At 52.5% G+C, this 25,287-nt stretch carries 20 protein-coding genes; 11 read left to right on the forward strand and 9 right to left on the reverse strand.

The genetic code is table 11. The annotated features are described in order from the left end of the window. Nucleotides 1–88 precede the first annotated feature (88 nt). Nucleotides 89–1,864 (reverse strand): L-fucose isomerase, encoded by a 1,776-nt coding sequence (gene fucI / locus SK35_RS04835; RefSeq protein ID WP_003825648.1) that lies wholly within the window; start codon nt 1,862–1,864, stop codon nt 89–91. A 31-nt stretch (nt 1,865–1,895) separates the two neighbouring features. Next, nucleotides 1,896–3,206: an L-fucose:H+ symporter permease gene (fucP, locus tag SK35_RS04840; protein WP_048215641.1), complete on the reverse strand. Its 1,311-nt coding sequence runs from the start codon at nt 3,204–3,206 to the stop codon at nt 1,896–1,898. A 563-nt stretch (nt 3,207–3,769) separates the two neighbouring features. Between fucP and fucA the strand changes: the two genes are divergently transcribed. Continuing rightward, on the forward strand, nt 3,770–4,417 hold the full coding sequence (gene fucA, locus SK35_RS04845) for an L-fuculose-phosphate aldolase (protein ID WP_003825656.1): 648 nt from the start codon (nt 3,770–3,772) through the stop codon (nt 4,415–4,417). Nucleotides 4,418–4,428: 11 nt separating this feature from the next. Beyond that, a complete protein-coding gene (gene fucO, locus SK35_RS04850) occupies nt 4,429–5,577 on the forward strand; it encodes a lactaldehyde reductase (RefSeq protein ID WP_048215642.1) in 1,149 nt (382 codons plus the stop codon). A 76-nt stretch (nt 5,578–5,653) separates the two neighbouring features. On the opposite strand, the gene xni is transcribed toward fucO, so the two are convergent. The 5 genes from xni to queF all read right to left on the reverse strand — a co-directional run bounded on the left by xni (nt 5,654) and on the right by queF (nt 12,177). After that, complete coding sequence (gene xni / locus SK35_RS04855; RefSeq protein WP_048215643.1) at nt 5,654–6,409, reverse strand: flap endonuclease Xni; 756 nt, start codon at nt 6,407–6,409, stop codon at nt 5,654–5,656. 169 nt (nt 6,410–6,578) lie between these two features. Beyond that, a complete protein-coding gene (locus SK35_RS04860) occupies nt 6,579–7,946 on the reverse strand; it encodes an L-serine ammonia-lyase (RefSeq protein WP_003034070.1) in 1,368 nt (455 codons plus the stop codon). A gap of 53 nt (nt 7,947–7,999) precedes the next feature. After that, nucleotides 8,000–9,289: an HAAAP family serine/threonine permease gene (locus SK35_RS04865; RefSeq protein WP_003034073.1), complete on the reverse strand. Its 1,290-nt coding sequence runs from the start codon at nt 9,287–9,289 to the stop codon at nt 8,000–8,002. 561 nt (nt 9,290–9,850) lie between these two features. Beyond that, entirely contained in the window at nt 9,851–11,215 is a 1,365-nt protein-coding gene (gene ppnN / locus SK35_RS04870) for a nucleotide 5'-monophosphate nucleosidase PpnN (protein ID WP_003840366.1), read from the reverse strand. A 113-nt stretch (nt 11,216–11,328) separates the two neighbouring features. Beyond that, nucleotides 11,329–12,177: an NADPH-dependent 7-cyano-7-deazaguanine reductase QueF gene (gene queF, locus SK35_RS04875; RefSeq protein WP_048215644.1), complete on the reverse strand. Its 849-nt coding sequence runs from the start codon at nt 12,175–12,177 to the stop codon at nt 11,329–11,331. 68 nt (nt 12,178–12,245) lie between these two features. Between queF and syd the strand changes: the two genes are divergently transcribed. The 8 genes from syd (at nt 12,246) to SK35_RS04915 (ending at nt 20,629) form a co-directional block, all read left to right on the forward strand. Beyond that, the gene (gene syd / locus SK35_RS04880; RefSeq protein ID WP_048215645.1) at nt 12,246–12,791 is read left to right on the forward strand and encodes a SecY-interacting protein; all 546 of its coding nucleotides are present in this window, start codon (nt 12,246–12,248) and stop codon (nt 12,789–12,791) included. Between the two features lie 632 nt (nt 12,792–13,423). Next, nucleotides 13,424–13,753, forward strand: coding sequence for a YqcC family protein (locus SK35_RS04885; RefSeq protein ID WP_003825670.1), 330 nt, complete (start codon nt 13,424–13,426; stop codon nt 13,751–13,753). Then, nucleotides 13,753–14,535, forward strand: a complete 783-nt coding sequence (truC, locus tag SK35_RS04890; protein ID WP_003825671.1) for a tRNA pseudouridine(65) synthase TruC — start codon at nt 13,753–13,755, stop codon at nt 14,533–14,535. Before SK35_RS04885 ends, truC begins: the two co-directional genes overlap by 1 nt. A gap of 19 nt (nt 14,536–14,554) precedes the next feature. Further along, nucleotides 14,555–15,004 (forward strand): flavodoxin, encoded by a 450-nt coding sequence (locus tag SK35_RS04895; RefSeq protein WP_048215646.1) that lies wholly within the window; start codon nt 14,555–14,557, stop codon nt 15,002–15,004. 343 nt (nt 15,005–15,347) lie between these two features. Further along, nucleotides 15,348–16,700: a galactarate/glucarate/glycerate transporter GudP gene (gene gudP / locus SK35_RS04900; RefSeq protein WP_048215647.1), complete on the forward strand. Its 1,353-nt coding sequence runs from the start codon at nt 15,348–15,350 to the stop codon at nt 16,698–16,700. A gap of 2 nt (nt 16,701–16,702) precedes the next feature. Beyond that, nucleotides 16,703–18,043: an enolase C-terminal domain-like protein gene (locus SK35_RS04905; RefSeq protein ID WP_048215648.1), complete on the forward strand. Its 1,341-nt coding sequence runs from the start codon at nt 16,703–16,705 to the stop codon at nt 18,041–18,043. A gap of 20 nt (nt 18,044–18,063) precedes the next feature. Then, on the forward strand, nt 18,064–19,404 hold the full coding sequence (gene gudD / locus SK35_RS04910) for a glucarate dehydratase (protein ID WP_003034111.1): 1,341 nt from the start codon (nt 18,064–18,066) through the stop codon (nt 19,402–19,404). 82 nt (nt 19,405–19,486) lie between these two features. After that, the gene (locus tag SK35_RS04915) at nt 19,487–20,629 is read left to right on the forward strand and encodes a glycerate kinase (RefSeq protein ID WP_048215649.1); all 1,143 of its coding nucleotides are present in this window, start codon (nt 19,487–19,489) and stop codon (nt 20,627–20,629) included. Here the strand turns inward: SK35_RS04915 and SK35_RS04920 are convergent. Both SK35_RS04920 and barA read right to left on the reverse strand, forming a co-directional pair. After that, nucleotides 20,521–21,156 (reverse strand): hypothetical protein, encoded by a 636-nt coding sequence (locus SK35_RS04920; protein WP_187426978.1) that lies wholly within the window; start codon nt 21,154–21,156, stop codon nt 20,521–20,523. The genes SK35_RS04915 and SK35_RS04920 overlap by 109 nt on opposite strands. Next, nucleotides 21,153–23,909, reverse strand: a complete 2,757-nt coding sequence (barA, locus tag SK35_RS04925; RefSeq protein WP_048215651.1) for a two-component sensor histidine kinase BarA — start codon at nt 23,907–23,909, stop codon at nt 21,153–21,155. The genes SK35_RS04920 and barA overlap by 4 nt, the downstream gene beginning before the upstream one ends. 57 nt (nt 23,910–23,966) lie before the next feature. On the opposite strand from barA, the gene rlmD reads away from it, so the two are divergent. Continuing rightward, complete coding sequence (gene rlmD, locus SK35_RS04930; RefSeq protein ID WP_008785684.1) at nt 23,967–25,265, forward strand: 23S rRNA (uracil(1939)-C(5))-methyltransferase RlmD; 1,299 nt, start codon at nt 23,967–23,969, stop codon at nt 25,263–25,265. Nucleotides 25,266–25,287 lie beyond the last annotated feature (22 nt).

Raw genomic sequence — 25,287 nt, forward strand, 5'->3', positions numbered from 1 at the left:
CCTATTACCTGATGGCGGCTTCGCCTTATCCGGCCTACAAAACCGTGTGCTTCGTAGGCCTCGCCGCCATCAGGCAATCGCTCGATGTTTAACGCTTATACAGCGGACCGTAGTTCTGACAAGCGCGGTAATCCTGACCTTCCGTATCCATACCGTGGGCGGCCCAGGAGGAAGGACGATAAATTTTCTCGTCTTCCACGTTGTGCATGCACACCGGGATACGCAGCATGGCAGCCAGAGTGATAAAGTCCGCACCTACGTGACCAATTGTCAGCACCCCGTGGTTAGCGCCCCAGTTAGCCATGACGGAATAGACATCGCTGAACGGGCCCTTGCCGGTTAAGCGCGGAGCAAACCAGGTGGTTGGCCATGTGGAGTTGGTACGCGCATCAAGCTGGTCGTGCATATCTTTCGGCAATTCCACGCTCCAGCCTTCCGCGATTTGCAGCACCGGTCCCAACCCTTTGATGATGTTGATACGGCTCATGGTGAACGGCACACCGCCTTCAGTCAGGAAGCGAGATGAGTAACCGCCCCCGCGGAAGTATTCGTGAATAGCCGGGCACCATTCGGTTGCCGCCAGGCATTCATCCGCCTCTTTCTGCGAGATTTCCCAGTGTGGTTTCATGGTCGGTTTACCTTCGCTGTCGCGCTGTTTGCAGGAACCGTCCAGTGCCGCAGAACCGGAGTTAATCAAGTGAATGATGCCGTGCTCAGCAAGGCCGGTCAGCGGTTTACCCGTCACGCGTTCAACCGCCTCTGGCGACCAGTAGGTGCGCACATCGGCAAAGACCTGGGCCGTGCCGGTGAGTTGATGGCCGAACAGCATCGCTACGCCGTTCAGGCTGTCGTTTTCGGTTGCGACAACGAACGGTTCACGAACGCCATTCCAGTCAAAGGAACTGTTGAGCAACGCTTCGGCGGTATCGCCATTTGGGTATTGATCGGTCCAGTGACGTTGCCCCTGGAAGCCCGCGGCGATCGCGTTATAGCCCAGGGATTCTTCGACCAGACCTTTGTCTGCCAGCTTTTTGTTACCCTGCATCATGTCGCGAATGCACATAGCCATCAGCAGGCTTTCTTTCAGCACTGCGCGGCTTTGTTCAGCGTTACGCTTATATTGCTGCGCGTTCTGATCTTCGCCGTAGCGGAAGTTTTTGTCCGCCCACGCCAGCGCCATTTCCAGCTCGGTTTCATCATAGATTTTCTGGTCAATGCGACGACGCAGCTCGGTCATATCAACCGCCTGCACCTTCATACCCAGCCAGGATTCAAAGAAGTTATGGTCGACGATAGAACCGGCGATGCCCATTGATACACCACCGACAGACAGGTAGCTTTTCCCTTTCATACTGGCGACCGCTAAGCCGGCACGGGCAAAGCGCAGCAGTTTTTCTTCAACATCGGCAGGAATAGATGTGTCGTCTGCATCCTGTACGTCATGACCATAGATGGAGAAGGCAGGAAGGCCTTTTTGGCTGTGAGCTGCCAGTGCGGCGGCAAGGTAAACCGCCCCTGGACGTTCCGTGCCGTTGAAGCCCCAGATCGCTTTTGGGCGCATCGGATCCATGTCGATGGTTTCACTGCCGTAGCACCAACATGGGGTAACGGTAATCGTCACGCCAACATTCTGGCTGCTGAATTTTTCTTCACAGGCTGCGGATTCCGCCATGCCGGCGATACAGGTATCGGCAATCACACATTCAATTTGTGCGCCGCAGGCATGACGAAGTTTTTCAGTGATAAGCGCTGCGGTAGCTTTAGCCATATTCATGGTTTGCTCTTCGAGCGACTCACGTACACCCATACGACGTCCGTCAATAACCGGGCGAATACCAATTTTTGGTAAGCTGATTTTTTTCATCACAGATTCCTCACGTTATTCGGATAAATATTCAGTTGGCTGCCGTTTGTGAACGGAAGCGGGCAAAAATAAAGATGATGGCGAAGCAAAGCGCCGGGACCAGTTCAGCGGTCGGGATATTGCCAGCGGCATCGCTGACAAAGCCCATCACCGGGGTCACAATGCCGCCGCCAATGATGGTCATGACGATAAAAGACGAGCCGTATTTGGTGTCTTGTCCCAGATTTTTGATCCCCAGAGAAAAAATGGTTGGGTACTGAATCGACATAAATGCGCTGCACAACGTCAGGGCCAGCAGGCCGATCTGGCCACCGGTGAAGGCGGAAATCAGGCACAGAATCATGGCAAGCAGGGCATATGCGGCCAGCACTTTATGCGGCGCAAAGCGACTGATAAGCCAGGTGCCGGAGAAACGACCGATAAAGAAGCACACCATGGTGCCGGTCAGGTAGTTGGCGGCGAAACCTGGCGTCATGCCTGGGATCTCTTCGATTGCGTAGCGAATCAGGTAGCTCCAGCAGGCAGTTTGTGCACCGACGTAGCAGAACTGCGCCAGTACCGCCCAACGCCAGTGACGAATGCGCACCAGGCGGGAAAGAGACGCGGAGAATGAACTCTGAGCGTTGTCACTGTGATCGTCACTTTGCAGGGTCGGAAACTTGGTAAACATGATCAGCAGGGCGACCAGCAAAACGACCGCGACGATGATCATATAAGGGGTTTGAACCGATAACACCAGGCTGTGATTGTAGGCGCTTAGCTGTTCTGGCGCCATCTTATCGAGTACGTCTTGAGATTGATGTGGCACATTAGACAAAATAAGACTTTGCCCAAAAACAACCGCAATAATGGCACCAAATGAGTTAAAAGTTTGCGCGAGATTTAATCGGAAATGACCGCCGCTTTCCGGGCCCAGTACGGTTACAAAGGGGTTGGCAGCCGTTTCCAGACAACCTAAGCCCGCCGCAATAATAAATAGGCCAATCAGGAATAAGGTGTAATTCATTACCTCTGCCGCTGGCCAGAATAATGCTGCGCCGATGGCATATAAGAATAATCCGGTAATAATGCCTGCTTTATAACTTAGTTTTTTCATCAAGATCCCGGCTGGGATTGGAATGACGAAATAACCAAAATAAAAAGCAGATTGAATCAGACCAGCCTGAAAGTTTGTTAATGTAAAAGCTTGCTGAAATTGTGGTAATAAAATGTCATTAAGATTATTGGCAACCGCCCAAAGGAAAAACAGTGAACAGAGCAACGCGAAGGGAATGACATAATTTTTTGTCTGCCCCCGCTCTACCGCATGAAAACTTTGTGTTTGTATTGATGTGTTTCCCATAGCATCCTCATCAGTTCATAAGCATGTTCAACAGCTTAAGAGTACGATTGGTGATTTTTACCAACCTGCTAATCCAGGTGAGTTCCGGTAACCTGCCAGATAAAATTGGCCTTCATGAATGAACTCATGAATTCATTTTCAAATAAAAACCGGCCATTAATATGATGGTGGTCACATTTATGCTCAGGGTGTGGGTTTATGTGATTATCATCACTTTAATTTCTTTAAAACAATGACCGTTTGAGAAAAATAAATTAAAAAGCCACAGGGATAATGCCCGAATTAATTAGTTAAGTGGAAAACGGGCAATGGTAACAATTTATTCGCAAATGACCGTTTTACAATGGTTTTATTAAGAACGGACATTTTGCAATTGTAATATTATGCCTGCATGTTTTTATTCAGCGTTATTAGTTGATGAACATCACAAAATCCAGTGCTAAAAATTCCCTTCTCTTTATTCAGCATGATGATAGTTAGCAAATACCCGCTTAAATCAACAGAGCGTCGAGGTATTAGCAATGTTCTGTTGTCGCATTTTGACTCACTGAGAGAGGTAAGTAATGGAACGAAATACGCTGGCACGGCAGATTATCAATACCTGCCTGGAAATGACCCGTCTGGGGTTGAATCAGGGGACTGCGGGTAATGTAAGTGTGCGTTACCAGGACGGGATGTTAATTACCCCGACGGGTATTCCGTATGACAAACTCACCGAATCCCACATTGTGTACATCAATGCTGAGGGGCAGCACGAAGAAGGGAAATTACCTTCCAGCGAGTGGCGGTTCCATATGGCCGCTTATCAGACGCGTCCCGATGCTCAGGCGGTGGTCCATAATCATGCCGTGCATTGTACTGCTGTTTCTATTCTCAACCGGCCAATCCCGGCAATCCATTACATGATTGCGGCGGCTGGCGGTAACTCAATTCCCTGTGCGCCATATGCGACATTTGGCACGCGTGAGCTTTCCGAGCACGTTGCGGTGGCGCTGAAAAACCGAAAAGCAACGCTGTTGCAGCATCATGGGCTGATCGCCTGCGAGGAAAATCTGGAAAAAGCCCTGTGGTTAGCGCATGAAGTGGAAGTGCTGGCGCAGCTTTATCTCAGCACGCTGGCGATTACCGATCCGGTTCCGGTACTGGACGATGAGGCTATCGCTATTGTGCTGGAAAAATTCAAAACATATGGATTGCGTATTGAAGAATAGGAGATAAAACGATGGCGAACAGAATGATTCTGAACGAAACGGCATGGTTTGGCCGGGGAGCTGTTGGCGCATTAACCGATGAAGTTATTCGTCGTGGTTATCGCAAAGCGTTGATTGTGACTGATAAAAATCTGGTGCAGTGCGGCGTTGTTGAGAAGGTGACTTCCCGAATGGATGCTGCAGGTCTGGCATGGGAAATCTATTCAGGCGTTATTCCTAATCCAACCATTGCGGTAGTGCAGGAAGGATTGAGTGTCTTTCAGCAAAGCGGCGCAGACTATCTGGTCGCCATTGGTGGAGGCTCCCCGCAGGATACCTGTAAAGCGATTGGCATTATTAACAATAACCCGGAGTTTGCGGATGTACGCAGCCTTGAAGGGTTATCGCCGACACGCTTCCCGAGCGTGCCAGTTATGGCTATCCCAACCACTGCGGGAACGGCGGCGGAAGTGACCATTAACTACGTGATCACTGACGAAGAGAATCGGCGTAAGTTTGTTTGTGTCGATCCACATGACATCCCGCAGGTGGCGTTCATTGATGCTGACATGATGGACGGCATGCCTGCTGCATTAAAAGCGGCTACTGGCGTAGATGCACTGACTCATGCCATTGAAGGCTACATTACGCGGGCTGCTTGGGCGCTTACCGATGCGCTGCACATTAAAGCCATCGAAATTATTGCCGGGTCATTACGCGGTTCTGTTGCGGGCGACAGCAAGGCGGGGGAAGCGATGGCTCTGGGCCAGTACGTTGCCGGGATGGGTTTCTCCAACGTAGGTCTGGGATTAGTGCATGGCATGGCACACCCGTTAGGCGCGTTCTACAACACGCCGCACGGCGTCGCGAATGCCATTTTGCTGCCGCACGTGATGCACTATAACGCCGAATTCACCGGGGAAAAATTCCGCGATATCGCCCGGATAATGGGGGTTAAGGTTGAAGGACTGACGCTGGCAGAGGCACGCAAAGCGGCGGTGGATGCCGTCTTCGCCCTTAATCGCGATGTAGGTATCCCACTGCATCTACGCGATGTTGGCGTCCGTAAAGAGGATATTCCTGCGCTGGCGCAAGCCGCATTTGACGATGTTTGTACCGGGGGAAACCCGCGTGAAGCGAGCCTTGGGGATATCGTTGAGCTGTACCATACCGCCTGGTAATCACCTGGTGTTTATCTGGCCTACAGGGTTGTACAATAAGTAGGCCGGATAAGCGCAGCGCCATCAGGAAATAAGGCTACCGCGCCAGCCGTAGCTGTTGTAGGTTTCCGTCGATATGTAAGTCTGTTTGCAGCCGCGCGATATCGCGGCACAAAAACGCCATCTCCCGATGTTCTTCGAGTTTCTTACGCCATTTCTCCGGTACGTCATCCAGATGTTCATACAGCGCTTCCAGCGTTGGAAACTGTGCCAGCAGTTGTGTGGCACTTTTAGGACCAATACCGGCAACCCCCGGTATTTTAGAACTGCTGATCCCGGCCAGTCCCCAGTAATCTGGCAGCTGTTGCGGTAGTACGCCAAACTCTTTCTCGATAAACGGCGCATCCAGCCAGCGTTTCTGGAAATAATCACGAATACGCAGCGTCGGGGAGAGTAGCTGGCAGTAGCCTTTATCGGTTGAGACGATAGTCGCCTGGTGTCCCGCCTGGCTAACTTTCACCGCCAGAGTGGCGGCTAAATCATCGGCTTCATTCCCGCTGGATACCCAGCAGCAGACGCCGCGCTGTTCAAAAGCGGCGCGTAAGGCGGGCATTTCCTGGTGTAAATCGTCAGGCATCGGCGGGCGACCGGCTTTGTAGTCAAGTAACCGTTGGTGACGCCAGCCGCTGTTACGCGCTTCGTCATCAAATACCGCCACGGCGTGCGTGGGCTGACTGTGCATAATCAGCTGATCGAGCGCGTGCTGGCATGCCTCCACGCAGGGGGAGCCCTGTACGGCGTGAATACGGCGGATGAGATTCAGTGCATCAACAATGAGTAGGTGGACGGCCACGGTGTTCTCCCTAACAAATTAGTCTGTAGGGTAACATTCACGACGAGTGGAGACGAGCATTGCGAAAGAGCGCTATCCGTAAGCCTGATAAGCGAAGCGCCATCAGGCAATAAAAGCCGGATGCGGCGAGCGCCTTATCCGGCCTACAGATACGAAAATGTGCTGAGAATTAATCGCAGGTGACAATCTTCATCGCCAGACCACCACGAGAGGTTTCGCGGTATTTGGCGTTCATGTCTTTACCGGTTTCGTACATGGTCTCGATAACTTTATCGAGGCACACGCGTGGTTCACTGGTACGGCGCAGCGCCATACGTGCAGCGTTCACCGCTTTAACCGAAGCAATGGCATTACGCTCAATGCACGGTACCTGAACCTGGCCGGCAACCGGGTCGCAGGTCAGACCCAGGTTGTGTTCCATACCGATTTCTGCCGCGATGCACACCTGCATTGGGCTACCACCCAGCAGTTCAGCCAGACCAGCCGCTGCCATGGAGCAGGCGACGCCAACTTCACCCTGACAACCGACTTCGGCACCAGAGATAGAGGCGTTCATCTTGTACAGTGAACCAATGGCGCTCGCGACCAGCATGTAGCGTGCCAGCGAGTTAGCGTTCACTTCACGGATAAACTTGTCGTAATACGCCAGTACGGCAGGAACAATCCCGCATGCACCGTTGGTTGGTGCAGTCACCACGCGTCCACCGGCTGCGTTTTCTTCGTTCACGGCCAGCGCGAACATGTTGATCCAGTCAACAACCGCCATCGGGTCGGTGGTGGTTTTGTCGCTGCTGACCAGCATGCGACGCAGCGCAGCAGCACGACGCGGAACGCGCAGTTTGCCCGGCAATACACCTTCGGTGGTGATGCCGCGTTCAATCCCGCTACGCATCACTTCCCAGACGTTAGCAAAGTGCTGTTCCAGCTCTTCTTTGCTGTGCAGCGCCAGTTCATTTTGCATCATCAGACCGGAAAGCGACAGGCCGGTTTCCTGGCAATGACGTTGCAAATCAGCTGCGGATTTATACGGATATGGCACGTTTACCGGAGAGTTGTTCGGTAAACCAAAGTGTTCTTCATCAACGATGAACCCACCGCCAATGGAATAGTAAGTCTGGCTGTAAATGGCCTTTTCGCCCGCCAGTGCGGTAATGCGCATCCCGTTTTCGTGCAGGGACAGATTGTCCGCATGGAAATTCATGCACTTGTCGACCGGGAACTCGACCTCATGTTGACCGTCTGCCAGCAGCAAACGCCCATGAGTATTCACATCCTGGATAAAGGACGGAATGGCATCAATGTCTACGGTATCCGGCAGATTACCCGCCAGGCCCATAATAATCGCGATGTCGGTATGGTGACCTTTCCCCGTCAGAGATAAAGAGCCATAGACATCAACCACTACGCGGGTTACGTCAGTGAGAATTCCGCGTGCAATCAGGTCATCCGTGAATTGTTTGCCTGCTTTCATCGGGCCAACAGTGTGGGAGCTGGAAGGGCCAATGCCGATTTTGAAAATATCGAATACGCTAATCATGAGGCGTCCATTGTGTATCGAGGTGCGCCGCCCCGAGGAGCGGCGCAGGGGAATTAACTGAACAGAGAGTAGAAAATAGCGGAGATAGCGATCAGGCCCATAATCACAACGAAGACGTTGCTGATATGGCCGCTGTACTTACGCATTGCCGGTACTTTCTGAATGGCATACATCGGCATCAGGAACAGAATCATCGCGATGATTGGGCCACCCAGGGTCTCAATCATGCCGAGGATGCTTGGGTTCAGCGTCGCCACAATCCAGGTGGTTACCAGCATGAACAGAGCAGTGATTTTGTTCAGTTTGTTGATTTCGATGGATTTGCCTTTGCCACGCAGAGACTTAATCACCATACCATTGAAGCCTTCACGCGCGCCCAGGTAGTGGCCCAGGAAGGATTTGGTGATAGCGATAATCGCGATGATAGGTGCCATCCAGGCAATAATCGGCGCGTTAAAGTGGTTCGCCAGGTAAGACAGAATCGAGATGTTCTGCTCTTTCGCTGCTGCCAGGTCTGCCGGAGTCAGGCTGAACACGCAGCTGAAGACGAAGAACATAACGGTCAGTACCATCATGATGTGAGCGAATGCCAGAATCTTGGAGCATTTTTTCTCTGCTTCATCACCGTACTCTTCACGCTTCGCCACGGCGAAGGAGGAGATGATCGGAGAGTGGTTGAAGGAGAAAACCATTACCGGAATTGCCAGCCACAGGGTCAACAGCAGGCCGTTGCCGGTGGTTGCCGCAGAGTCAAATGACATGGTTTCCAGAATCGCACCGCTCCACTGAGGGATCAGGTACAGCGCCAGCAGCATCAGAGCCGCAACGAACGGGAATACCAGGATGCTCATCGCCTTAACGATCATCTGCTCACCGAAGCGCACGATGGTCATCATGCCGACAATCAGGATCAGTGACAGGATTGCGCGCGGCGGCGGCGTAATCGCCAGCTGGTGGGTCAGGAAGCTTTCAACCGTGTTGGTGATTGCTACGCTGTAAACCAACAGAATCGGGTAGATAGCGAAGAAGTAGAGTAGGGTAATCAGTTTACCTGCACCAACACCAAAGTGTTCTTCTACAACTTCGGTGATGTCTTCACCCGGATTTTTACCGGACAGCACAAAGCGAGTCAGGCCGCGGTGTGCAAAGAAAGTCATTGGGAAGGCAAGGATCGCCATGATGATCAGCGGGATCATACCGCCTACGCCTGCGTTAATCGGCAGGAACAATACACCCGCGCCAATCGCCGTGCCGTAAAGGCCCAGCATCCACATGGTGTCTGTCTTGCGCCATGCGCTGCGGGTCTGGCCCGTAACGATAGTGCTGGTTTGAGTGTTTTCCATCTATTTCTCCTGGAGGAAGCTTAAAAAGTCGGGTTTGGGTTCAATCCAATGAGAAAGCACCCGACTGTAAATCGAAATTCGTTGAGCGATTTTTTATATAATTTTTCGCCGTAATAATTTGCGGGCGGAAAGATACATTTTAGTAATGAATGTATCAGTGATCGGGATCCCAAATGCAATAATCCACCTTTTATGTGGATAAATTTGGGCCATTAATCTGTTAAAAAATAGTCAAAGCGAATTTACGGGCGCGAAGGCTAACATTAACGACATATCTCATGAAAGCGAAGGCGCGAAGATACGAGCGTTGCGCTGTAAAAACTGTTGTTTTTAGATGATTTCGGCGACTAATAATAATTTTCTAAGATAAATCACGGTTGGTTTTTCAAGGTAATCGTTTGCGTATCGCGTTATATTTAACGACATATCATTGGTATTTATATAATCGTCTGAGCTATGTGACTGGTATCACTAAAAAAAGCCGGGAGGCGCATGCGCCAAACCCGGCTTTGATATGGACAAAACTGTCACCGCTATAGCGCTGCTAGCGGGTGTTGAAGGTCAGGCGCAGATCTCGTAGCAAGGGATGTACGCGGAGCCTGGCAACTTCATGCGATGTTGTGCAACAAAGCCCTGCAGGAGATCGTCCATGCGGCGCATCATTTCGCGGTCACCGTGGATTTTGTACGGGCCAAACTCTTCGATGGCGCGAATGCCGACCTCCTTCACGTTACCGGCCACAATACCCGAGAATGCACGACGCAGGTCGGCGGCCAATACTTCAACGGGTTGATCCGGGTACAGCTTCAGGTTGGCCATGTTTTCATGGGACGGCTCGAACGGCATCTGCAAATCAGGTGCGATACGAATCGACCAGTTAAAACTGTAGGCATCTCCGGTGTCGCGACGGTTTTCTTTCACCAGCGGCATCGCTTTTTTCATCAGACGCGCCACTTCTGCCGCATCGTCAATGATAATGCGATAGTGGCGACGCGCATCTTCCCCCAGCGTGTGCACGATAAATTCGTCCAACACGCGGAAGTAATCCGCACTCTCTTTTGGTCCGGTCAGGATCAGCGGCAGCACTTGATCTTTGTTGGCCGGATTCATCAGGATCCCCAGCAGATACAGCAGCTCTTCTGCTGTCCCTACGCCACCCGGGAAGATGATAATACCGTGGGCGATACGCACGAACGCTTCCAGACGTTTTTCAATGTCCGGCATGATGATCAGTTCGTTTACCAGCGGGTTAGGCGGTTCAGCGGCGATGATTGACGGTTCGGTCATGCCAATAAAGCGGCTGTCTTTGTATCGCTGCTGGGCGTGGCCGACCGCAGCGCCTTTCATTGGCGCTTCCATCGCCCCCGGACCGCAGCCGGTACAGATGTTCAGTTCGCGCAGACCCAGTTGGGTGCCGACGCGACGGGCATACAGGTACTCATTTTCGTTGATTGAGTGACCGCCCCAGCAGACGACCATGTTCGGCGCTTCACCGACGTGCAGCGCCCGGGCATTACGCAGGATCGAGAATACGAGGTTGGTAATATGCACCGAGCTTTCGAGATCCAGATGCTGAAAACGACCGGCGTTATGGATCTGTCCATTTACGAACAGAATGTCGCGCAGTACGGCAAACAGGTTAGCCTGTAGCGCACGAATAATGCGTCCATCAACAAACGCATCTTCAGGTGGGTTGATCAGTTCCAGCTTCACGCCCCGTTCGCGGCGCAGTACGTTAATATCGAAACTTTCAAAGCGGGACAGCAGTTCTTTACTGTTGTCAGTCAAACTGCCGGAGTTCAGAACGGCAAGCGAACAGTTACGAAACAGTTGATACAGGTCGCTGCTGGCCGTGCGTTTAAGCATATCGACTTCCAGCTGCGACAACATGTCCATTGAGCCAAGCGGGCTAATATGTGTAATCAAGTAAACTCCTTATGGGACGCAACACGTCATTCCCTATTGATTACAATAGCCCTGGCTTATGACCTTTCACAACCTTGCGCGCGGAATCCGGCACGCAAAATTGAGAAAAAAGATTACTGACGTACCAGACGACCGGTTGCCGGAGTGAAATCGGTGTTGGTGCGCCATGGGTTAATGTCCAGACCACCACGTCGCGTGTAGCGTGCATAGACGCTCAGTTTCTCTGGCTGGCAGAAGCGCAGAATGTCATTGAAAATACGTTCCACGCACTGCTCATGAAATTCATTATGGTGGCGGAAGGAGACCAGATAACGCAGCAGCATCTCTCTGTCGATTTTCCGTCCACGATACTGAATTTGTATGGAGCCCCAGTCGGGCTGATGGGTGATCAGACAGTTGGATTTCAGCAGGTGGCTGACCAGCGTCTCTTCGACTGCCTTTTCACCGCTCACGGCATTTTCCAGATACGCAGTGCTGAACTGATAGTTGTCGATGACGATATCCTGATTGTCGATACAGGTCCCATTAAAGTGGGCTATCGGCTGCCCTTCCAGTTCGTCAAGGCGGTACAGCGCCACGCTGACATCGCCCTGAGCGCAGGCGCGAAGATCGTTTTCCAGTGTCTGGCGTACCGCGTCCCAGGAATCAAAACGCGTCTGGTTAAAACTGTTCAGGTAAAGCTTAAAGCTTTTCGACTCAATCAGATTTACGCTGGTGTAATCCAGTTCCACGTGACCGATCGCGACTTGTGGTAAGCCGTTGGCATTCAGCCACGACAGTTCATACAGCGTCCAGATATCCGCACCGTGAAAAGGCAAGTTATCGGCCTTTAAATCCAGCGGGTCGCGATTCAGGCTGCGCGGAACGCCCTGCAACAGACTTGCATCGTAACTGTCTCGGTAATCCGTTGATTTACCGAGAGTCAGGCCGTTAAGCGCCTGATGATTTTCATAAGAGGACATGTTTCACCGTCATAAACCAGATACACTATGCGACAAGTGTATCCTGGCTTTTGTGAAGAGAGAAATCAGTGAACGAATTGACAGCGCAGGCGTTGATAGCCTTTACGACGCGTTATTGCGACGCATGGCATGAAAAAAACAACAGTTGGCCGCTCAGCGAAGAGCTGTATGGCGTACCTTCTCCGTGCATCATTTCTTCCACAGACGATGCCGTATTTTGGCAGCCTCAACCTTTTGTCGGCGAAAATAACCTCAATGCGGTTGAACGGGCCTTTGATATTGTGGTACAATCTGCCGTTCACGCTTTTTACACCACTCAGTTTGCTGGTGATATGCACGCGCAGTTTGCGGATGAAAAGCTCACGCTGCTGCAAACCTGGAGTGAAGATGACTTCAGGCGCGTTCAGGAAAACCTGATTGGTCATCTGGTTACGCAAAAGCGCCTCAAGCTATCACCTACGCTTTTTATTGCCACACAAGATAATGAGCTTGACGTCATTTCGGTGTGCAATCTGTCCGGTGAAGTGTGCAAAGAAACGCTGGGAACCCGTAAACGAACGGTGCTGGCGGCCTCACTTGCGGAATTCCTCACTCAACTTAAGCCAGTTCTGTAATCCAGTTTGCCCTGAACCTTGTGAGAGATCTCTTACAAACCCTGTAGGACATTGCCAGGTGATAAGTAAAGACTTAATGAATTGATAAAATAATAATTTATTATTATTCAATTGGTTAGTGTTTTATTGTCAACTTTCATACGAAAATAATCGTAAGGGTAAGCCTGTAAGCATCTTGTAAGACAAAGCGAAACAGGCGATTCTATATCTGTCGACAAGGAGTCGCACAACGAAGAGAACATCAGGATGATGGCTCTTCGCCAGGACACACCAGGACGGTGTTGCAAGGACAGGTTTCAGGACGAAGCAAAGAGGAAGACGCTGGATGCGTTAAAGGACACCTCCAGGATGGAGAATGAGAGCCGGTCAGGATGTTCGGCGGGTCTGGATGGCCAGGATACTTCAGGATGAAGTTTTCACATCGGGGTGATGTGAGCAGGATGCAAAAGTTCAGGATGAACACGGTCGCAAGACCACAGGAAAAGTTGTCACGGATGAGCAGGGAGCACTAAAAGTAGCTGGAATGCTGCGAAACGAACCGGGAGCACTGTTTTTACAGTGCTCCCTTTTTTTATTTCCCTTCACTAGTGCTATTCTTCGCGCCAGATTTTTTCATCATTGAGGTTAATTTCATGACGACTCATGACCGTGTGCGCCAGCAGTTACACGCACTTGAAGCGCTACTGCGTGAACATCATCACTGGCGGATGGATGAGCCAGCAGAGCATCTGTTTACCAGTACGCAGCCTTTTTGTATGGATACCATGGAGCCGGTCGAGTGGCTGCAGTGGGTGTTGATTCCCCGCATGCATACGTTGATTGATAACGCGCAGCCGCTTCCGCAAGCTTTTGCCGTCGCACCGTATTACGAAATGGCGCTGGCAGCCGATCACCCGCAACGCGACATTCTTCTGGCGGCATTGCAGGAGCTGGATGCGCTGTTTACAAGTGATAACGCCTGATGCTGGAAATTCTTTATCAGGACGAATGGCTGGTCGCCGTCAATAAACCTTCGGGCTGGTTGGTTCACCGCAGTTGGCTTGACCGGGATGAGAAAGTGGTGGTGATGCAAACGGTGCGCGACCAAATTGGTCAGCACGTATTTACCGCCCATCGTCTCGACAGACCAACCTCCGGCGTGCTGCTGATGGGACTGTCCAGCGAAGCCGGGCGTTTGCTGTCCCAGCAGTTTGAACATCATCAAATTCAGAAACGCTATCATGCGATTGTGCGTGGCTGGCTGATGGATGATGCCGTGCTGGATTACCCGCTGGTCGAAGAGCTGGATAAGATTGCCGATAAGTTTGCCCGTGATGATAAAGGCCCGCAGCCTGCTGTCACCCATTATCGTGGCCTGGCAACGGTAGAAATGCCGGTAGCGACCGGGCGTTATCCGACTACCCGTTACGGGCTGGTGGAACTGGACCCTAAAACCGGTCGCAAGCACCAGCTCAGACGCCATCTGGCGCACTTGCGCCATCCGATTATCGGCGACAGCAAGCACGGTGATTTGCGGCAAAACCGCAGCGCCGCAGAGCATTTCGGTTGCCAGAGATTGATGCTGCATGCCAGCCAGCTTGCGCTGACCCATCCTTTCACCGGCGAACCGCTGGTTATTCGAGCCGGACTGGATGACGTCTGGATGCAGGCGTTATCACAGTTTGGCTGGCGTGGACTTCTCCCTGAGAATGAAAGGGTTGAGTTCAGCGGGCTGTCAGGTCAGGATGAGCAGATAGATTCTTAAGTCCCAGGAGATTACGGTTATGGCGGAAATTGGAATTTTTGTCGGCACGATGTACGGAAACGCGCTGCTGGTTGCCGAAGAGGCCGAAGCTATTTTGACGGCGCAGGGTCATAAAGCTACGGTGTTCGAAGATCCGGAGCTTAGCGACTGGCAGGCATATCAGGATAAATATGTACTGGTGGTGACTTCCACGACCGGGCAGGGCGATCTGCCGGATAGCATCGTGCCGCTGTTTCAAGGGATCAAAGATAATCTCGGTTTCCAGCCAAATCTGCATTACGGGGTAATTGGGCTGGGCGACAGTAGCTACGTTAATTTCTGCAATGGCGGCAAACAGTTCGATGCCTTGTTGCAGGAACAAAGCGCCCACCGTGTAGGAGAAATGCTGCTGATTGATGCCAGCGAGCATCCTGAACCGGAAAGCGAATCCAATCCCTGGGTAAAAAACTGGGGAACCTTGCTTAAATAACTCCCTCGCTCGTACGGGCATGCAACCCCCCTTTGAACCGCAAGCCGGGCCAGGCGAAGCCGCCACCCGGCAATAAAACCCTAATTACGTGAACTAACTTCCACTACTTTGGGCTTATGCCCCAAACAACTTCTCACTGCCTCCCTAATGTTGTGTTCATGCACGGTGAGGGCAAGTGGCACTCCTTCATATACTTTTCCCGTCAGTTCCCGGAATGGCAGCGAGTCAGAATAAAACGGCCCTGAGCTGTACCAACACTGCCACACACTAACCTCTCATTCTGATCACCCTACAGGTGCTGTACAGAATGAACTGGCGAAAGCCAGGATTCAGGAGTGCAACAATGAGTTCATTAAGTCAGGCGGCGAGCAGCGCGGAAAAACGCACTAACGCTCGCTACTGGATAGTGGTGATGCTGTTTATCGTCACATCCTTCAACTACGGCGATCGCGCCACCTTATCCATTGCCGGTTCGGAGATGGCCAAAGACATTGGTCTGGATGCGGTAGGGATGGGGTATGTATTCTCCGCTTTCTCATGGGCCTATGTTATCGGCCAGATCCCCGGCGGCTGGTTGCTCGACCGCTTTGGTTCAAAACGCGTTTATTTCTGGTCCATCTTTATTTGGTCCATGTTTACCCTGCTGCAGGGTTTTGTCGATATCTTCAGTGGTTTCGGCATTATCGTTGCGCTGTTTACTTTGCGCTTCCTCGTTGGTTTAGCTGAAGCGCCCTCCTTCCCCGGCAACAGTCGTATTGTGGCGGCGTGGTTCCCGGCACAGGAAAGGGGCACAGCGGTCGCTATCTTTAACTCTGCGCAATACTTTGCCACCGTTATCTTCGCGCCAATCATGGGTTGGCTGACCCACGAAGTGGGTTGGTCGCACGTGTTCTTCTTTATGGGCGGTCTTGGGATTGTTATCAGCTTCGTCTGGCTGAAGGTGATTCATGAACCGAACCAGCACCCGGGCGTAAACCAAAAAGAGCTGGAGTACATTGCCGAAGGTGGGGCGCTGATCAACATGGATCAGGCGGCAGCCAAAACAAAAGTGCCGTTTAGCGTGAAGTGGGGGCAAATCAAACAGCTGCTGGGTTCACGGATGATGATCGGGATTTACATCGGCCAATACTGCATTAACGCGCTGACCTACTTCTTTATCACCTGGTTCCCGGTTTATCTGGTGCAGGCTCGCGGTATGTCGATTTTGAAAGCCGGTTTTGTTGCTTCGGTTCCGGCCATTTGCGGATTCGCCGGCGGCGTGCTCGGCGGCATTATTTCCGACTGGTTGATGCGCCGTACCGGTTCGCTGAATATCGCCCGTAAAACGCCAATCGTACTCGGTATGCTGCTGTCGATGGTGATGGTGTTCTGTAACTACGTCAATGTGGAGTGGATGATCATCGGCTTTATGGCGCTGGCCTTCTTCGGCAAAGGTATCGGCGCGTTGGGATGGGCAGTGATGGCTGATACCGCACCTAAAGAGATCAGCGGTCTGAGCGGCGGTTTGTTCAACATGTTTGGCAACATCTCCGGCATCGTCACGCCAATTGCTATCGGCTACATCGTCGGGACTACCGGCTCGTTTAACGGCGCGTTGATTTACGTCGGGGTACATGCGCTGATTGCGGTGGTGAGCTATCTGGTGCTGGTGGGCGATATTAAACGTATCGAACTGAAACCTGTCGCAGGACAATGATGATGACAACACAATCGAGTCCCGTTATTACCGATATGAAGGTCATCCCGGTGGCCGGTCATGACAGCATGCTGCTCAATATTGGCGGCGCGCATAACGCATACTTTACTCGTAATATCGTGGTGCTCACCGATAATGCCGGAAACACCGGTGTCGGTGAAGCGCCTGGTGGTGAAGTGATTTATCAGACGCTGGTGGATGCGATTCCGCAGGTGCTGGGCCAGGAAGTGGCGCGCCTGAATAAGGTGGTGCAGCAGGTGCATAAAGGCAACCAGGCCGCTGATTTTGACACCTTTGGCAAAGGCGCCTGGACCTTTGAACTGCGGGTCAATGCGGTAGCGGCGCTGGAAGCCGCATTGCTCGACCTGCTGGGTAAGGCGCTGAACGTGCCGGTTTGTGAACTGTTAGGGCCGGGCAAGCAGCGCGATGCGGTCACCGTACTCGGCTATCTGTTCTACGTGGGCGATCGCACAAAGACCGATTTACCGTATCTGGAAAGTACGCCGGGAAACCATGAGTGGTATCACCTGCGTCATCAGCAAGCGATGAACAGTGAGGCTGTGGTACGTCTGGCTCAGGCTTCGCAGGATCGCTACGGCTTTAAAGATTTCAAACTCAAGGGCGGTGTACTGCCTGGCGAGCAGGAAATCGACACCGCTCGTGCGCTGAAAAAATGCTTCCCGGATGCGCGTATTACGGTTGATCCCAACGGTGCCTGGCTGCTGGATGAAGCCATCTCCCTGTGTAAAGGGCTGAACGATGTTCTGACCTACGCCGAAGATCCATGCGGCGCTGAACAGGGTTTTTCTGGCCGTGAAGTGATGGCCGAGTTCCGCCGTGCAACCGGTCTGCCGGTAGCAACGAACATGATAGCTACCAACTGGCGTGAAATGGGCCATGCGGTGATGCTGAATTCAGTAGATATTCCGCTGGCCGATCCGCACTTCTGGACCCTTTCTGGCGCGGTACGCGTGGCACAGTTATGCGATGACTGGGGCCTGACCTGGGGCTGCCATTCTAACAATCATTTTGATATTTCCCTGGCGATGTTCACCCACGTTGGTGCGGCTGCACCGGGTAATCCAACGGCTATTGATACCCACTGGATCTGGCAGGAGGGCGATTGCCGTCTGACCAAAAATCCGCTGGAGATTAAAAACGGAAAAATTGCGGTACCCGATGCGCCCGGTCTGGGCGTGGAACTGGACTGGGATCAGGTACAGAAAGCGCATGAAGCCTATAAGGCGCTGCCCGGCGGCGCGCGTAATGACGCAGGCCCAATGCAGTATCTGATCCCCGGATGGACTTTTGACCGTAAACGTCCCGTTTTCGGCCGCCACTAATTTTGAATAAGGACTTAATTATGAGCGCACAATTTTCTACCCCATTGGTTACCTCTATGCAGGTTATTCCGGTTGCGGGTCATGACAGCATGTTGATGAACCTGAGCGGCGCACATGCTCCGTTCTTCACGCGCAATATTGTGATTATTAAAGATAACTCCGGTCATACCGGCGTGGGTGAAATTCCCGGCGGCGAAAAAATCCGCAAAACGCTGGAAGATGCGATCCCGCTGGTGGTAGGCAAAACGTTAGGTGAATACAAAAATGTGCTGAATGCAGTACGCAATACTTTTGCCGATCGTGATGCGGGCGGTCGCGGTTTGCAGACCTTCGATTTACGTACCACTATTCATGTGGTTACAGGGATCGAAGCGGCGATGTTGGATCTGTTAGGTCAGCATCTGGGCGTAAACGTCGCCTCTTTGCTGGGGGATGGCCAGCAGCGTAGCGAAGTTGAAATGTTGGGTTATCTGTTCTTCGTGGGTAACCGTAAGGCAACGCCGCTGCCGTACCAGAGTCAGCCGGATGAGAAATGCGACTGGTATCGTCTGCGTCATGAAGAAGCGATGACCCCGGATGCGGTAGTGCGCCTGGCGGAAGCCGCGTATGAGAAGTATGGTTTCAACGACTTTAAACTGAAAGGCGGTGTGCTGGCCGGGGAAGAGGAAGCAGAATCTATCGTTGCGCTGGCGAAGCGCTTCCCGCAGGCCCGCGTCACGCTGGATCCGAACGGCGCGTGGTCGCTAAATGAAGCGATTAAGATCGGCAAATATCTGAAGGGGTCTCTGGCCTATGCGGAAGATCCGTGCGGTGCCGAGCAGGGTTTCTCCGGTCGTGAAGTGATGGCGGAGTTCCGCCGCGCCACCGGTCTGCCGACCGCCACCAACATGATCGCCACCGACTGGCGTCAGATGGGGCATACACTGTCGTTACAGTCCGTGGATATACCACTGGCGGACCCGCACTTCTGGACTATGCAGGGTTCTGTCCGTGTGGCGCAGATGTGCCATGAGTTCGGGCTGACCTGGGGATCGCACTCTAACAACCATTTTGATATTTCGCTGGCGATGTTTACGCATGTCGCGGCGGCGGCTCCGGGAAAAATTACCGCTATCGACACCCACTGGATCTGGCAGGAAGGCAACCAGCGCTTGACCAAAGAGCCGTTTGAAATCAAAGGCGGCATGGTGCAGGTTCCGGCAAAACCGGGTCTGGGCGTGGAACTGGATATGGATCAGGTCATGAAAGCGCATGAGCTGTACCAGCAACATGGACTGGGGGCTCGTGATGATGCGATGGGAATGCAGTATCTGATCCCGAACTGGACGTTTGATAATAAGCGTCCGTGCATGGTACGCTAAGCGAACTGGGACCGCTCCCATAAAGTGAGCGGTTTTTCTCCTGGTGTATGCTTAACACAGTCAACATGCGTAAGGATGCTTTATGAAAATAGTAATCGCACCGGATTCCTATAAGGAAAGTTTGAGTGCGCTTGAAGTGGCAACGGCTATTGAGCAGGGGTTTCGTGAGATCTGGCCCGATGCGGATTACGTGAAGATCCCAGTCGCGGACGGCGGTGAAGGAACGGTCGAAGCGATGGTTGCCGCAACGCAAGGTCACCTTGTGCATGTTGATGTTACCGGCCCTTTGGGCAACACAATTCAGGCATTTTATGGTTTATCTGGTGATGAGCGCTCGGCGTTTATCGAAATGGCGGCCGCCAGCGGACTGGAACAGGTTCCTGTGGGTTTACGCGATCCGCTGAAAACGACGTCCTGGGGAACCGGGGAGTTAATCCGTCATGCGCTGGACGCTGGCGTTGAGCATATCATCATTGGGATTGGCGGTAGCGCCACCAATGATGGCGGTGCCGGGATGGTGCAAGCGCTGGGAGCAAAACTGCTGGATGCGCAAAATAACGAAATTGCGCAAGGCGGAATCGGTCTGGAATCTCTGTCCCAGATTGATATTTCTCAGTTAGACAGCCGTCTTGCCGGGTGCCTTATAGAAGTGGCTTGCGATGTGACCAACCCGTTGACTGGAAAAGAGGGCGCATCCGCGGTTTTTGGTCCGCAAAAAGGGGCGACGCCGGAGATGATTACCCGCCTGGATCGGGCGCTCACGCACTATGCGCGACTTATTGCCCGCGATCTGGACATCAACGTGCTGGATCTGGCCGGTGGTGGTGCGGCGGGTGGTATGGGGGCGGCGCTGTATGCGTTTTGCGGCGCACAGTTACGCTGCGGTATTGAGATAGTGACCGATGCGTTACACCTTGATGCCTGCGTTGCGGATGCGGATTTAGTGGTCACAGGTGAAGGGCGCATTGATAGTCAGACCATTCACGGTAAGGTTCCGGTTGGCGTGGCGAAGGTCGCAAAGCGTTACAACAAGCCGGTTATCGGTATCGCAGGTAGCCTGACGGCCGATGTGGGGGTCGTACACGAGCATGGACTGGATGCGGTTTTCAGCGTCATCTATACCATCTGTACCCTGGATGAGGCGCTAAAGAACGCGAGCGACAACGTACGAATGACGGCGCGAAACGTAGCCGCAACGCTTAAAGCAGGGCAGCAATTACGCTGAATTGTTAGCCGCATTCGTCGATGTGCCCGATGCGCGACGCTTATCGGGCCTACGGCAAACAGCGAAACCTGTAGGCCGGATAAGGCGTTTACTGCCCGATGCGCGACGCTTATCGGGCCTACGGCAAACAGCGAAACCTGTAGGCCGGATAAGGCGTTTACTGCCCGATGCGCGACGCTTATCGGGCCTACGGCAAACAGCGAAACCTGTAGGCCGGATAAGGCGTTTACTGCCCGATGCGCGACGCTTATCGGGCCTACGGCAAACAGCGAAACCTGTAGGCCGGATAAGGCGTTTACTGCCCGATGCGCGACGCTTATCGGCTCTACGGTAAACAGTGAAACCTGTAGGCCGGATAAGGCGTTTACTGCCCGATGCGCGACGCTTATCGGGCCTACGGCAAACAGCGAAGCCTGTAGGCTGGATAAGGCGTTTACTGCCCGATGCGCGATGCTTATTGGGCCTACGGCAAACAGCGAAACCTGTAGGCCGGATAAGGCGTTTACGCCGCATCCGGCGAATATCACCCCAATATCCGTTTCGCTTCGCGTGCAACGTTGTCCATTTCATCCAGAAGCTCTAAAAACTCAGGTTCCAGCTCTTCTTCTTTGGTTCCACTGCGTAGCTGTTGTTCAATGAGCTGACACAGGTTTTTCATGCGGGGGACACCACTATAACCGCAACTGCCGTGCAGCTTGTGAATCATATCCACCAGCCCTTCGGGGTTCTCTCCGACCAGTTGCTCTTCGATTTTGTTACGCACCTCAGGCAGAAAATCGATCAGCATTTGCAGCATATCCCGCGCCAAATCGTTCTTACCCGCGGCTTGCCTTAATGCCAGTTGCCAGTCGAGCGTCGTGTTCGGATTGACGACCGGCTCAAGAGGTTCTGCTGTGAGTGCCCGCAGCGATGTGCTTGCGCCCGGTTTGTAACGTAACAGCAGATTATGCAGCTTATCTTCCTCGATAGGCTTCGCCAGGTAATCGTTCATCCCGGCGCTGAGCAGCTTCTCTTTCTGCCCGGCCATGGCGTGTGCGGTGACCGCAATGACCGGTGTCTGCTGTTGATGAGGAAGCTGGTGGATCAGTTCGCAGGCACGAATACCGTCCATGTCTGGCATCTGAATATCCATCAGGATCAGGTCAAACGGCATTTGTCTGGCGCGATCCACCGCCTGATGCCCGCTGTCACACAGCACGACGTGCTGTACCTTATCTTCCAGCAATGCGCCAATCAGCTTGAGGTTCGCCGGGTTGTCGTCTACCGCCATGACGGTCATCGCAATTTTGCTTTCATCTAACAGCAGCGGATCCGCGCTGTGGTTTAGCTGACAATACTCTGTCAGCGCAGGCAGTAAGCGGGTTGAGGTGAGAGGTTTCAACAGACACGCCGCCGCGCCGCCCTGTTTCAATTTCTCAGCGTTAATTTGTGCATGACAAGGCAAGGCTAGCAACAAGAAGTCGGTCATCGCTGCTGCGCTTGCCAGCCGCTCATGCTGCATGGTGAGTGGTTCGCGCAAAGTGACCGGAATGCCGAGCAGCAGAATGTCGTAGTGCTCCGCTGGCAACCCGGAGAACGAAGGGCTGTAAATCACCTCCAGCGGTGTTTCACTCAAGATATCTAACGTGCATTGTGCGGCGGTGGCGTTAGGTTCGACGTAGGCCAGTCGTTTACCGGCAAGGCATCGGGTTGTCGAACGATCAATAAGCACGTTAGGGTTGAGATCGAGGCTGATATGGAACCAGAACGTGGAACCCCGATTAGGTTGGCTGTGGAAGGAGATATCTCCACCCATTTCGTTGACCAGTTTTTGCGTAATGACCAGACCTAGCCCGGTTCCGCCATGACGCCGGGAAATACTGGCATCCGCCTGACGGAAAGCCTGGAACAGGCGTGACTGATCGCGCTCAGGAATACCGATCCCGGTATCGCGGATTTGCACTTCAATTTGCACTTTCGTGTTACTGAGGGCTCGCTTCTCGACCAGAATGTCGATGTTGCCGCCTTCGGTAAATTTGATGGCATTGCCGACCAGATTGGTGATCACCTGCTGTAAACGCAGCGGGTCACCGATGACGTTGTCCGGTACGTCATTCTTAATATTCAGCGTCAGCTCAAGCCCTTTATCATGGGATGAATGCGCTAACAGCGTAACGACGTCATCCAGCGTGCTGCGCAGCGGGAACGGAATGCTTTCCAGAATCAGCTTGCCCGCCTCAAGTTTGGAGAAGTCGAGTACATCATTGATGATGGCCAGCAGATTGTTAGCCGAGCGTTCAATGGTATTCAGGTGATCGCGCTGTGTGGTGTTGAGCTCGGTTTTTAGCGTCAGACGGGTGAAGCCAATCACGCCATTCAGCGGTGTTCGCAGCTCGTGGGACATGTTTGCCAGAAACTCAGACTTAATACGTGCCGCTTCCTGGGCGCGTTTCTTCGCCAGATCCAGCTCGACGTTCTGGATTTCCATCTGCTCCAGCGTTTCGCGCAGGTCAGAGGTGGCCTGATCGATGTTGTGCTGCATCTCTTCATGGTAAGCAGCGAGAGACATAGCCATCGAGTTGATGCCATTTTTAAGCATATCCAGCTCGCCCAGCATGAAACCTTCCACGCGGCTGTCGAGCTGTCCTCTACGTATTCGGTCAACGGTATTCACCATATTGCGAATCGGGCCGGTCACGTCGCGCATCAGACGCCAGCCGAAAATTAACGCAATACCAATACAAAACAGCATCATTACGCTGGAGATAAAGATCTCTTTGTACTGCTGCAATCGTACGGACTTAAGGTCCAGCTCAAGCGCCACATACCCCAGCATATTTTTGGTGTTTTTGGCGTCGCTTACGGCGGATTCATCCGGTGAATAGCTTTCCGATATAATAGGGGTTCGCAGGATCATGATATCCCCGTGCCGGGTGACGCTCAGCTTCCGGGGAAACGGTGAACCTGTCGCCAACTGCATTTCAGACGGATCGAGATGAAAATTAGAGGTGACGAACAGTCGGTTATTTTCGTCATAAACAGAAATTGCCCGCACAATATCGGAATGGCGACGATGCAGCACGCTGATAAGCTGGCCGATGGATTCCCTGTTTTGCAGGTTCATGCCATATTCGCTGGAGACCGCGAGTGGTTCAATGATGCTGGCACCAGCATCTTCCAGTTGACGCTGCAAGTCGTTATAGCGATGCACAACAAAAAAGATACTGAGCAACAAACCTATCAGGACGGTCGGGGCCAGGATCAGAATCATCATGCGTGCGCGCAGGCTGTAGTTGGTCATGGAGTTCCGTTATGGGACAATTAGGGTCACACTGTTAAATAGAGAAATATCTCGTCGATGGCGCAATTCTACTCTGCAAAACGACGCGTGACGACGCGTCAGATCATAACCGTTACCGTCAATGACCTTGATCCTTTCGGTCAGGGCGTCGCTCGCCATAACGGAAAGGCGTTGTTTATACCGGAATTGCTACCCCAGGAAAGCGCCGAGGTGGTGATTACCGAAGATAAAAAACAGTTTGCCCGCGCGCAAGTAAAACGACGTTTAAACGACAGCCCACAGCGTGAAGTGCCACGTTGTCCGCATTTTGGCGTGTGCGGCGGTTGCCAGCAGCAGCATGCCAGCATCTCATTGCAGCAGCGTAGCAAAAGCGCGGCGTTGTCGCGTTTAATGAAATGTGAGGTGTCTGATGTTATAGCTGATGCCCCATGGGGCTATCGTCGTCGCGCACGTTTGAGTCTGAACTATCGGCCAAAAGAACAAAAATTGCAGATGGGGTTTCGCAAATCCGGTTCCAGCGACATTATCGATGTCAAACAATGCCCTATTTTGGTGCCCCAGCTTGAGGCGTTATTGCCCCATCTCAGAGCGTGTCTGGAAAGTCTGCAAGGGTTACGCCATCTAGGCCATGTTGAGCTGGTACAGGCGGGAAGCGGAACCCTGATGATTTTGCGCCACACGGCGCCATTGAGTGCTGCGGATAAAGAAAAACTGGAATGCTTTTCGCATTCTCAGGGGCTGTCTTTGTTTCTGGCCCCGCAAAGCGAGATACTGGAATCAATATCAGAAGAATCGCCCTGGTATGATTCAAATGGACTACGGTTAACCTTCAGCCCGCGCGATTTTATTCAGGTCAATGAAGGGGTAAACCAACAAATGGTCGCCCGTGCGCTGGAATGGCTGGATGTGCAACCTGAAGATCGTGTACTCGATCTGTTCTGTGGAATGGGAAATTTTACCCTACCGCTGGCAACTCGGGCAGCAAGCGTGGTTGGCGTGGAAGGTGTTCCGGCGTTGGTGGAAAAAGGCCGAGAAAACGCGCTGAATAACGGATTACACAATGTGACATTCTTTCATGAAAACCTTGAGGAAGATGTTACCCGACAGCCGTGGGCGAAAAACGGATTTGACAAAGTATTGCTCGATCCTGCGCGTGCGGGGGCTGCAGGTGTGATGCAACATATTATAAAATTAGAACCTATACGCGTTGTTTATGTATCCTGTAACCCAGCAACGCTGGCTCGTGACAGCGATGCTTTGCTCAACGCTGGATACGCCATACGGCGACTGGCGATGCTCGATATGTTTCCGCACACTGGACACCTGGAATCAATGGTCCTGTTTGAGCGTTTGTAATGAATTTTGTACCCATTGGATT

The sequence above is a fragment of the Citrobacter sp. MGH105 genome (assembly GCF_001037485.2).
Classification (GTDB): domain Bacteria; phylum Pseudomonadota; class Gammaproteobacteria; order Enterobacterales; family Enterobacteriaceae; genus Citrobacter; species Citrobacter portucalensis.